Genomic DNA, 12,145 nt, shown 5'->3' with positions numbered 1-12,145 from the left:
TTTAATGTTAAGGTAATAATTAATTACGAGATGATTACAGAGTCTTTAATAACTTCCTGAATTGTCATCTGTAAATTTTTAGGCAATAGGTTGTCTTTTGGCATTACAGCTAAATAACGATCTTCATTTGAGTTGTATACACTTTTAAGTAATGGGTTTTCAAACTTTAATTCTTTACAAATATCCTGTATTAAATCGTCATGGTGCACTAAGTCTTTACTTCCCAAATGAAATACTCCTTTACGGTTTCTATTAATTATATAGTGTAATTGTTGTGTTAGCTTTTTGTGGGTAGTAGCATTAATTACTACGTTAGGAAATACCTCAAAAGGGACATTATTTTTATAATGCTCTGTAAGTTCTATTAATCGTGGAGATTTTGCCCCAAAAACCATAGGAAGCCTACAGATATTATATTTATTATTTGGCAGTCTTAACAGTGCATTTTCAATCTTAATTTTAAATCTACCATACACACTTTCAGATAATGTTTTGTCATATTCATAAGACGGATAGTTTGTAAAGGCATCAAATACATTAGCAGACGATAAGAAAATAAGTTTGCAAGGATTTTTTAAAATGTATTTTATAATTGACAAGTGTTGGTGCACCTGAGCATCAAAAGAACCTCTTAATGCAGAAACTATAACATTTGGTTTAACCTGCTCTAATAATATTGATACGTCTTCAGACTCTAAATCCCATTGGTGAAATTTAAAGTTAGACTCAAAGGTAGCATTGTCTGTATAAAAGGTAGCATGCGTATTAAAATAGGGTAGTAGTTCCCTATAGAGCGCATTACCTAAAAAGCCACTGCCTCCAAGAATTAATATTTTTTTAGAATCTGAGATATAAAATGTAGTTTACAGCTTACTTAGCCCTTGTAAAACGGAAGTTTTACAATTGTTGCCTTTACAGCTTTCTTACGTATTTGAATGTAAATAGGTTCTCCAAATCCAGATATATTGCTAGGGACATAACCTAAACCAATACCTTTATTTAAAGAAGGAGACATAGTTCCAGATGTTACTATACCAATTGTATTTCCTGCTTCATCTACAATATCGTAACCTTGTCTTGGGATACCTCTATCTTCAATCTCGAACGCTATAAGTTTGCGTTGTGGACCTTCAGCTTTTTGAGCTTTAAGAGCATCACTATTAATAAAGTCTTTTGTGAATTTAGTAATCCAACCTAAACCTGCTTCAAGTGGTGATGTGGTATCATCTATATCATTACCATAAAGGCAATATCCCATTTCAAGACGTAAGGTGTCTCTGGCAGCAAGACCAATTGGCTTAATACCAAATTCTTTACCAGCTTCTAATACATTATTCCAAACTTGTTCTACTTCAGAATTCTTACAGTAAATCTCAAAACCACCACTACCAGTATACCCAGTAGCACTAATTATTACATTCTCTATTCCTGCAAATTCTTCAACCACAAAATTGTAAAACTTTATACTGCTTAAATCGTATGGTGATAACGATTGCATAGCTTCAACAGCCTTAGGACCTTGTATTGCAAGTAATGAATATTCTGAGCTTAAATCTTTCATATCTGCTTCCATAGTATTGTGCATAGAGATCCAATCCCAATCTTTTTCTATGTTTGAAGCATTAACAACTAAAAGATACTTTTCTGGATTTAGACAGTAAATAATCAAATCGTCTACAATACCACCTTCTGTATTTGTAAGGCAGCTGTATTGTGCTTTACCATCTGAAAGTTTAGAGGCATCATTTGTACTTACTTTTTGTATTAACTCCAAAGCATTTGGGCCAGAAATTAAAAACTCACCCATATGAGAAACATCAAAAACGCCAACATCTTTTCTAACAGTTTCATGTTCAATAGTGACGCCTTCATAAGAAACTGGCATATTGTAACCTGCAAACGGAACCATTTTAGCGCCAAGTGCTTCGTGAATTGATGTAAGTGCTGTATTTTTCATTGATAGTGTATTAATTTTCAGTTTGCAAATGTAAGCATTGTTTCATAGGATTTTAAAAATGTTGAGCAGTTTAAAGGTTAGATTTTTGCATAACTTTTGCTTACTTTTAAATTTTAAGAACCAACCCAGTATTAATGAAACTTTTCACGGCAAAACAACTTCACGAAGCAGACCAATTAACCATAAAAAACCAATCCTTAACCTCTACGGAGTTAATGGAACGCGCTGGTACTTTAGTGTTTAACCAAATACACCAGCGTATACAAGGTGCGCAAATGGAAATAAAGATATTTTGCGGTATAGGAAATAACGGTGGAGACGGTTTGGTCATTGCTAGACATTTGCTGGAACACGGTTACAACGTAAAAGCTTTTGTTGTTAACTACAGTGATAAACGATCTAAAGATTTTCTTATTAATTATGATAGGTATAAAGAGCTTACTAATAAATGGCCAGAGCTTTTAAAATCTGAAGACGATTTTCCAGTACTAACTCATAATGATTTTATTGTTGACGCAATTTTTGGAATCGGTTTAAACAGGCCGTTAGTACCTTGGGTTGCCAATTTAGTAAAACATATTAATGCAAGTAGAGCGTTTACTTTAGCTATTGATGTGCCATCGGGTTTATTTGTTGATGAAGCTACAAAATCTTTAGATGAGGTTATAAAGGCAAATTTTACCATTGCTTTTCAAAGTGCTAAACTTCCATTTTTCTTAGCAGATACTGGTGCGTTTGTTGGTGACTTAGATGTTATAGATATTGGTTTAGATAGGCAGTACTTAATGGAGACGCCATCTCAAATGCAACTTATAAATAAAGCTGAAGCACAACAACTTTATAAACCACGACACAAGTTTTCTCATAAAGGGACATTTGGACACGTTTTAATTATTGGTGGTAGTTATGGTAAGATAGGAGCTACAGTACTAGCAACTAAAGCCTGCTTAAAATCTGGAGTAGGTATGGTAAGTGCCTTTATCCCAAGATGTGGTTATCAAGTATTACAGACCTCTGTTCCAGAAGCAATGGTATTTACAGATGCATCTGACTATGAGTTAACAGATATAGATTGCCCAACAGATATGACTGTTATCGGTTTTGGAATTGGGGCAGGAACTAGTGATAACACCATACAAGAATTTGAGCGTCTTTTAGAGAAAACAGAGCGCCCAATGGTAATAGATGCAGATGGTATAAATATGTTGTCTAAGAAAAATGAACTTTTACAACATATACCTAAAAAAAGTATTTTAACTCCACATCCTAAAGAATTAAAACGATTAATAGGAGAGTGGAATGATGATTTTGAAATGCTTGCCAAGGCAAAATCTTTTTCTAAAAAACACGATGTAATACTCGTTTGCAAAAATGCACATACAATAAGCGTTTATCACGATGATATTTATATTAACAATACAGGCAATCAAGGTATGGCAACTGCTGGTAGTGGTGATACGTTAACAGGTATGCTTTCTGGTTTAATAGCTCAAGATTATGATCCTGTTGTTGCAGCCGTTTTTGGAGTATATCTTCACGGAGCTGCTGGTGATATTGCAGTTAATAGAACAGGATTCCAAAGTTTAACAGCTTCAGATTTAATAGACACTTTAGGGATGGCTTATATAGATTTGTTTCAACAAGAAGCACCACAACAGCAAGACGCATAAATTACCAGAAAAAACTACCTATAACCAAACTTGTAGCAATACATAGCTGTAAAGTTGCTATATATGAGAGTTTAGTTCTGTTCTTTTTAATGGCTAAGCGAATTAGACTATATATAAATGCAAATGCTAAGATTCCCATCATAGGTAGTGTAAATAATTCAATAAAAACACCTATTAAGACACTACTTATTTTAAATACATATAAGCTATAAAGTATTATAAAATAAATGATAGGGATTAAGCTCAATTTATAAAATTGTGTGTTCGTCATAATACATACACTAACTCTTCAATAGACCTTAGATTTTAAATTCTGTAATGTGTGTTTCTGTCTTAAAAATATGAGGATAGTGAGTTTTTAAGTTTTCAATCATAAATTTTAAGGGAACATCATTAAAATGACCATAGTCTTCTAAATATTCCATAAACAAATGACCTTCGGTATTATATTGTTGTAAATAGCTATTAGTGTACCCATCAAACTCTAGAGGTTCAACGTTAAATTTCTCACACAATGTAGCATTAAATGCTGGAGACATTTTTAACCATTCATTATTAAGGAAAACATTAACCATACCGTGCGGTGTAAGTTCATTGGTACCAAATTTTTCCTCTAAACGTTCCACAGCAATATGATTTTTAACCTTACCTAAGTGTAATCTTGCGGGAATGTTTAAAGCTCTTAAGCAAGCAATTAGCAAGATAGATTTTTCAACACAATTGCCTGTTGTTTTTTGAGCAATATGACTTGCGCGATATTTTTGTTTCGAAAAGCTAATATGATATGGATCATACAACCACTCATCTCTTATCTTAGTATAAATACGAATGGCTTGATTATTTTTAGAATCGTCCTTCTTTACCTCAGAAATTAAGTTTTGAATGAGGTCATTATCAAAATCGAAATAGTAAGTAGGTTTTAAATAGGACATTTAGGGTGTGTTTGTAAACTATCATTTAAATGTAGCAAACATAATTGTAATAAAAGTCTCGCTTTTATAATAACGAAGTATTTGCAAATGTGTTTTGAGAATACGACTTTTGAAGCAACAGAAAACATACCATGCGAGATACTCATTACATTAGCTCAGAAGTACTGACATTAAATACAATTCATACTATATTATTCGAAAATAAAATGCTTGCTTTAAGTGATGAAGCAAAGTTAAATATAGAAAAGGCTAGGCAGTATTTAGATGCAAAGATAGAAGAGAGTAATACGCCTGTTTATGGTATTAATACTGGTTTTGGATCGCTGTGTAATGTTAGTATATCTAATGATAAGCTGTCAGAATTACAGGAAAACCTAGTAAAGTCTCACGCTTGCGGTACTGGAGATCTTGTACAAAAAGACATTATTAGATTAATGTTGCTTTTAAAAATACAATCGCTTAGCTACGGAAATTCTGGAGTGCAATTAGATACAGTATTAAGATTAATTGACTTCTTTAATGAAGATATCCTACCTGTCATATTTGAACAAGGATCATTAGGAGCTTCTGGAGATTTAGCTCCACTTGCACATTTAGCATTACCTCTTTTAGGTTTAGGTGAAGTTTGGCAAGATGGTAAAAGAGTTAAAGCGGCAACGGTATTAGAAACAAATAACTGGGAGCCCATAGTTTTGCAGTCTAAAGAAGGTTTAGCACTGCTAAATGGTACACAGTTTATGAGTGCTCATGGTGTTTATGTGCTGCTACAGTCTTATAAGATGAGTTACTTAGCAGATGTTATAAGCGCATTATCTATGGATGCATTTAATTGCAATTTATCACCGTTTGATGAGCTGGTACATTTTGTAAGACCGCATAGAGGACAAATTAAAACTGCAGACAGAATTAGAGAGATTCTTGAAGGTAGTGAAATTGCTGAAGATGAAAAGGCAAGTGTACAAGATCCATATTCTTTTAGATGCGTTCCACAAGTACACGGTGCAACCAAGGATACAATAAACTTTGTACATAAAACATTTAAGACCGAAATTAATAGTGTAACAGATAATCCAAACATATTTGTTGCAGAAGATAAAATTATTTCTGGCGGAAATTTTCACGGTCAGCCATTAGCTTTGGGAATGGATTTTCTTGCAATTGCTTTGGCAGAGTTAGGAAATATTTCAGAACGTAGAGTATATCAACTTGTATCTGGATTACGCGGCTTACCAGATTTCTTAGTAGACAATCCAGGCTTAAATAGCGGATTTATGATACCTCAATATACTTGTGCAAGTATAGTTAGCCAAAATAAACAATTATGTACGCCAAGTAGTGTAGACTCTATTGTCTCGTCTAATGGTCAAGAAGATCACGTTAGTATGGGAGCTAATGCTGCTACTAAACTTTTAAAGGTATCTAATAATTTAAAAACAATATTGGCTATTGAATTATTTAATGCTGCTCAAGCTTTAGAATTTAGAAAGCCACTTAAGACCTCTAAATTTTTAGAACAATTTGTTGAAGCATATAGGGAAGAAGTTCCTTTTATTAAGAATGATGCTATTATGTCTGATTATATTGAAACAACAGTACAGTTTTTACATCACTTTCAAGTAGATAGTGAACTACTATTTGAATAGTTTAACTGCTCTGCCATCCAAGTTTTCGCTTCATTTAATTCTTCAAAAAGCATTAATGGAGATTTAAAGAACTGCTTTTCTAATTGAAAGTTAGACCTATGCATTTTACCTTTTGAAACAACAGCTATTGCTTTAAGTTTTTCAAACTTTTTGCTGGTATCAAGATAAATTGTAGGATCAACAGAATACGAATGTATCCTGTTTGAGATGTATCCAAAACTGCGATTTTCAAAATTTGTTTTACAAATATCCCAAATTTTATATTTACACTCTTCATTAAAATCTGCACCTTCAAATATAGTGCCCACCATATAGTCTTCATATATTAAAAAGGTACCGCAGTCTAATGTTATCTCTTTAACTTTCATAATATAAGTTATGCAGTGTATTTAACTCAAATTTCATTAACATTATTATATAAATAACAATTTATAATTTTGATTGAATGAAATTTAAAAGCCTAGTTAATTAGTAGGCTAATGCACTGTTTTTGTTAGTGTTTTGAAAGTATGCCATAAAATTGGAATAAAAAAAAACTGCTATGAAAAGCAGATTTTTTAGTTTAAGTGTATGCTTAAAATTATATTGAGATAAAATTAAGACTCTGTCTCTTCAGCCGGCTTCTCAATTTTAATGCTAAGCTCTTTTTTATCGTCGTCAAAATCCATAAAAATCTTGTCGCCTTCACTCAAGCTAGAATTAATAATTTCTTCAGCTAATGCATCTTCAATATATTTCTGGATAGCACGTTTTAATGGTCTTGCTCCATATTGTTTATCAAATCCTTTATCGGAGATGTAATCTTTTGCAGCATCACTTAAAGTTAAGTGGTAACCTAAACCGCCAATTCTAGAGTATAACTTCTCTAATTCAATATCTATAATCTTGTGAATGTCTTCACGCTCTAATGCATTAAAGACAACAACATCATCTACACGGTTAAGAAACTCTGGTGCAAAGGCTTTCTTAAGTGCATTTTCTATAACACTTCTTGCATTGGCATCTTCTTGATCTTTTCTTGCAGAAGTTCCAAACCCTACACCTTGGCCAAAGTCTTTTAACTTTCTTGCACCAATGTTAGATGTCATTATAATTATAGTATTTCTAAAATCTATTTTACGTCCTAGACTATCTGTTATATAGCCATCATCTAATATTTGTAATAAAATATTAAAGACATCTGGATGTGCTTTTTCAATCTCATCTAGTAATACCACAGCGTATGGCTTACGTCTTACTTTTTCTGTAAGTTGTCCTCCTTCTTCATAACCAACATATCCTGGAGGCGCACCAACTAATCTCGAGATTGCAAATTTCTCCATATACTCACTCATATCTATTCTTATGAGCGATTGTTCATTATCAAACAATTCTTTGGCAAGTACTTTTGCTAATTGCGTTTTACCAACTCCAGTTTGTCCTAAGAAGATAAAAGACCCAATTGGTTTGTTAGGATCTTTTAATCCTGCACGGTTTCGTTGTATAGCTTTAACAACTTTTCCTACAGCCTCATCTTGTCCAATTACTTTGCCTTTAATTTGCTCTGGTAATTTTGAAAGTTTCTTGCTTTCTGTTTGTGCAATTCTATTTACTGGTATGCCAGACATCATAGAGACAACATCTGCAACATTATCTTCACTAACTTCTTCTTTATGAAGTTTACTTTCTTCTTCCCAACGTTCTTGAGCTATAGCTAATTCTTTCTCTAGGTTCTTTTCGTCATCACGTAATTTAGCAGCTTCTTCATACTTCTGTTTTTTAACCACAGTATTTTTTAAGTCGCGTACTTCTTCTAGCTTTTTCTCAATCTCAATAATTTGTTTTGGGACATCTATATTAGTAATGTGTACACGAGAACCAGCCTCATCTAAAGCATCAATTGCTTTGTCTGGTAAGAAGCGGTCTGTCATATATCTATTGGTAAGTGTTACGCACGCCTCAATAGCTTCATCTGTATAAGTTACATTATGATGATCTTCATATTTACTCTTAATATTCTGTAGTATCTCAATAGTTTCCTCTACGTTAGTAGGCTCTACAATTACTTTTTGAAAACGGCGTTCTAAAGCACCATCTTTCTCAATATATTGTCTGTACTCATCTAAAGTAGTAGCACCAATACATTGTATTTCGCCTCTTGCTAAAGCAGGTTTAAACATATTACTAGCATCTAAACTACCTGTTGCGCCACCAGCACCAACTATGGTATGAATCTCATCTATAAAAAGAATAATGTCATCATTCTTTTCTAGCTCATTCATTACGGCTTTCATACGCTCTTCAAACTGTCCTCTGTATTTAGTTCCTGCAACTAAACTTGCAAGATCAAGAGTTACCACGCGCTTATCAAACAAAATGCGTGACACTTTTCGTTGTACAATACGTAATGCTAAACCTTCTGCAATGGCACTTTTACCAACACCAGGTTCACCTATTAGTAATGGGTTGTTTTTCTTACGTCTGCTTAAAATTTGAGACACACGCTCAATTTCTTTACCTCTTCCAACAACAGGATCAAGTTTATTCTCTTCTGCCATAGCTGTAAGATCTCTACCAAAATTATCTAATACCGGAGTTTTAGATTTTTTGCCAGACTTAGCTGAAGGGTTTTCAAAAGGATTGTCCTTAGTTTCATCATCGCCCGAATCATCATCAGAGAAAGATTCTGCCTTAATTGGGTCTATATAGTCATCATCATTTGTCGACATAGTTTTAAATTGGGATTTAACGCCATCATAATCTACTTTTAGCTTATTAAGCAGCTTTGTTGTAGGGTCATTTTCATTACGTAAAATACATAATAAGAGATGAGCGGTGTTAATAGATGTGCTCTGAAACAATTTTGCTTCAAGAAATGTTGTTTTAAGAGCACGTTCTGCCTGTCTAGTTAAATGCAGATTTTTCTTTTCATTAGAGAGCGTTGCAATATTTGAATTTGCTGGGCTCAATATTTCAACCTTTCTGCGTAAATGGTTTAAATCTACATCAAGTGCATCTAATATAGAGATAGCTTTTCCGTCGCCATCTCTCAATAATCCAAGCATAAGATGTTCAGTTCCAATAAAATCGTGGCCTAACCTTAAGGCTTCTTCTTTACTGTATGCTATTACATCTTTTACTCTTGGTGAAAAATTATCATCCATAAATCTTGTTCTTTCTGCTCTAAAATTAGTGAATTACTCTTGAAATGTTCAAAAACCGTTCCTTTTAATAAGACGAATACTAATAGAAAACATTTCAATCTTAAATCAAAATTTATCGTCTTCAACTTATTAACTAATATGTCATTAACAATTGTTAATAAAAACGCTAAAAACATTCATCTAAACCCTTATGAAAGCTCAAGAATTGCTTAAATTGCCGTGTTAGATTTTAGAACCAAAACGAATATAATTTATGGCTCACGGCGAAAAGTTAATTTCTATTAATATTGAAGATGAAATGAAATCTGCATACATCGATTATTCGATGTCTGTAATTGTGTCACGTGCACTTCCCGACGTACGAGACGGCTTAAAACCTGTACATAGGCGTGTCCTCTTTGGAATGCACGAACTAGGTGTGCGGTCAAACTCATCTCATAAAAAGAGTGCAAGAATTGTAGGAGAGGTTTTAGGTAAATATCACCCACACGGTGATACTTCTGTTTATGATGCCATGGTTCGTATGGCTCAAGAATGGAGTTTAAGATATATGTTAGTAGATGGCCAAGGTAACTTTGGCTCTGTAGATGGAGATAGTCCTGCCGCAATGCGTTATACAGAAGCGAAAATGCGCAAGATTGCAGATGATATGATGGCAGATATCGATAAAGATACTGTAGATCACGCCTTAAACTTTGATGATACTATTGAAGAACCAACTGTTCTTCCTACACGTGTACCTGGTTTGTTAATTAATGGTGCTTCTGGTATTGCCGTTGGTATGGCTACAAATATGCCACCACACAACTTAAGTGAGGTTGTAGATGGTATACACGCTTATATTGACGATAGTGATATAGATGTAGAAGGTTTAATGGAGCACGTAAAAGCTCCAGATTTCCCAACAGGTGGTACAATATATGGTTACGACGGTGTAAGAGAAGCTTTTAAAACAGGTAGAGGTCGCGTTGTAATGCGTGGTAAAGCTGTTTTTGAAGAAGTACAAGGTCGTGAATGTCTTGTGGTAACTGAGATACCATACCAAGTGAATAAAGCTGACATGATTAAAAAGACAGCAGACTTGGTAAACGAAAAGAAAATTGAAGGAATTTCTGCTATTAGAGACGAGTCTGATAGAAACGGTATGCGTATCGTTTATATTCTTAAGAGAGATGCAATTCCTAACATTGTACTAAATACATTATATAAGTATACTGCATTACAATCTTCATTTAGTGTAAATAATATTGCACTAGTTAATGGTCGTCCAGAGATGTTGAATCTTAAGGATATGATTCATCATTTTGTAGAGCACAGACATGAGGTTGTTGTACGCCGTACTAAGTACGAATTAAGAAAAGCAGAAGAACGTGCTCATATATTAGAAGGACTTATCATAGCTTCAGACAATATAGATGAAGTAATTGCATTAATACGCGCAAGCTCTAATGCAGATGAAGCTAGAGAAAAATTAATGGAGCGCTTTAAGCTTACAGAAATACAAGCTAAAGCCATTGTTGAAATGCGTTTACGCCAGTTAACAGGACTGGAACAAGATAAGTTACGTAGTGAGTATGACGACTTAATGAAGACTATCGAGGATCTTAAGGACATTCTTGATAAGAAAGAGCGTCGTATGCAGATAATTAAGGACGAGCTTCAAGAAATTAAAGATAAATATGGTGATGAGCGCCGCTCAGTAATCGAGTATGCTGGTGGAGACATGAGCATTGAAGATATGATCCCAAATGAAAAGGTAGTAATTACCATTTCACACGCAGGTTATATTAAGAGAACACCACTTACAGAATACAAAACTCAAAATAGAGGTGGCGTTGGTCAAAAAGCATCAACAACACGTAATGAAGACTTCTTAGAAGATATGTTTGTTGGTACTAATCACCAATACATGATTTTCTTTACTCAAAAAGGACGTTGTTTCTGGATGCGTGTTTTTGAAATACCAGAAGGAAGTAAAACTTCAAAAGGTCGCGCTATACAAAACCTAATTAATATTGAGCCAGACGATAAAGTAAAAGCATTTATTTGTACTCAGGATCTTAAAGACGAAGATTACATTAATAGTCACTATGTCATAATGGCAACTAAAAAAGGTCAGGTTAAGAAAACATCATTAGAGCAATACTCAAGACCAAGAATAAATGGTATTAATGCCATTACAATTAAGGAAGATGATGAGCTTTTAGAGGCTAAATTAACAACTGGAGATAGCGAAATAATGCTTGCTGTTAAGAGTGGTAAGTGTATTCGTTTTGAAGAAAGTAAGACAAGACCAATGGGTCGTAGTGCTTCTGGTGTTCGTGGTATTCGTTTAGCAGATGAAAAAACAGACGAGGTAGTAGGAATGGTAGTAGTTAACAACAACGACTCAGATATCCTTGTAGTTTCAGAAAATGGTTACGGAAAACGTTCTTCTTTAGAAGATTACCGTATGACTAACCGTGGCGGTAAAGGTGTAAAAACTATTTCTGTAACCTCTAAAACTGGTGAGTTGGTAGCGATTAAAAATGTAACAGATGATGATGATCTTATGATTATTAATAAATCTGGTATTGCTATACGCTTATCTGTAGAAAACTTAAGAGTTATGGGTCGTGCAACGCAAGGTGTAAGACTTATTAATCTTAAAGGAGACGATGCAATTGCAGCTGTAGCCAAAGTAAAACAAGATGAGGATAATGTTGAAGAGTTAGAACATGAAGCTGAGATAGAAGAAGACCAAAGCAAGAAAGCTATGGAGAATCTTGGCACAGATGTTGAAAATGATAGTGAAGAATAA

General features: G+C 33.9%; 9 protein-coding genes. 3 read left to right on the top strand and 6 right to left on the bottom strand.

What is annotated here, in order from left to right; genetic code table 11:
* Positions 1-23: 23 nt before the first annotated feature.
* Together CA2559_RS11045 and gcvT are read right to left on the bottom strand one after the other, a co-directional pair.
* Entirely contained in the window at positions 24-827 is an 804-nt protein-coding gene (locus CA2559_RS11045) for a sugar nucleotide-binding protein (RefSeq protein ID WP_316927765.1), read from the bottom strand.
* 47 nt (positions 828-874) lie between these two features.
* The gene (gene gcvT / locus CA2559_RS11040) at positions 875-1,957 is read right to left on the bottom strand and encodes a glycine cleavage system aminomethyltransferase GcvT (RefSeq protein ID WP_013187974.1); all 1,083 of its coding nucleotides are present in this window, start codon (positions 1,955-1,957) and stop codon (positions 875-877) included.
* Positions 1,958-2,091: 134 nt separating this feature from the next.
* On the opposite strand from gcvT, the gene CA2559_RS11035 reads away from it, so the two are divergent.
* Entirely contained in the window at positions 2,092-3,627 is a 1,536-nt protein-coding gene (locus CA2559_RS11035; protein WP_013187973.1) for an NAD(P)H-hydrate dehydratase, read from the top strand.
* A gap of 1 nt (position 3,628) precedes the next feature.
* Here the strand turns inward: CA2559_RS11035 and CA2559_RS11030 are convergent, their stop codons facing one another.
* The gene (locus CA2559_RS11030; protein ID WP_041241002.1) at positions 3,629-3,898 is read right to left on the bottom strand and encodes a hypothetical protein; all 270 of its coding nucleotides are present in this window, start codon (positions 3,896-3,898) and stop codon (positions 3,629-3,631) included.
* A 28-nt stretch (positions 3,899-3,926) separates the two neighbouring features.
* Positions 3,927-4,559 (bottom strand): transglutaminase domain-containing protein, encoded by a 633-nt coding sequence (locus CA2559_RS11025; RefSeq protein ID WP_013187972.1) that lies wholly within the window; start codon positions 4,557-4,559, stop codon positions 3,927-3,929.
* A 131-nt stretch (positions 4,560-4,690) separates the two neighbouring features.
* Between CA2559_RS11025 and hutH the strand changes: the two genes are divergently transcribed.
* Positions 4,691-6,202, top strand: a complete 1,512-nt coding sequence (gene hutH / locus CA2559_RS11020) for a histidine ammonia-lyase (protein ID WP_013187971.1) — start codon at positions 4,691-4,693, stop codon at positions 6,200-6,202.
* Here the strand turns inward: hutH and CA2559_RS11015 are convergent.
* Together CA2559_RS11015 and CA2559_RS11010 are read right to left on the bottom strand one after the other, a co-directional pair.
* Positions 6,172-6,570: a hypothetical protein gene (locus CA2559_RS11015; RefSeq protein ID WP_013187970.1), complete on the bottom strand. Its 399-nt coding sequence runs from the start codon at positions 6,568-6,570 to the stop codon at positions 6,172-6,174. The genes hutH and CA2559_RS11015 overlap by 31 nt on opposite strands.
* A gap of 228 nt (positions 6,571-6,798) precedes the next feature.
* Positions 6,799-9,345 carry an ATP-dependent Clp protease ATP-binding subunit gene (locus tag CA2559_RS11010; protein WP_013187969.1) on the bottom strand — a complete coding sequence of 849 codons (2,547 nt, stop codon included), beginning with the start codon at positions 9,343-9,345 and terminating at the stop codon, positions 6,799-6,801.
* A 253-nt stretch (positions 9,346-9,598) separates the two neighbouring features.
* Here CA2559_RS11010 and gyrA point away from each other — a divergent pair, with 253 nt between their 5' ends.
* Positions 9,599-12,145, top strand: a complete 2,547-nt coding sequence (gene gyrA / locus CA2559_RS11000) for a DNA gyrase subunit A (RefSeq protein WP_013187967.1) — start codon at positions 9,599-9,601, stop codon at positions 12,143-12,145.

Origin of the sequence: Croceibacter atlanticus HTCC2559, assembly GCF_000196315.1 — a bacterium.
In the GTDB taxonomy this organism is placed as follows: Bacteria; Bacteroidota; Bacteroidia; order Flavobacteriales; family Flavobacteriaceae; genus Croceibacter; species Croceibacter atlanticus.
This window is presented reverse-complemented; position numbering and strand designations above follow the sequence as displayed.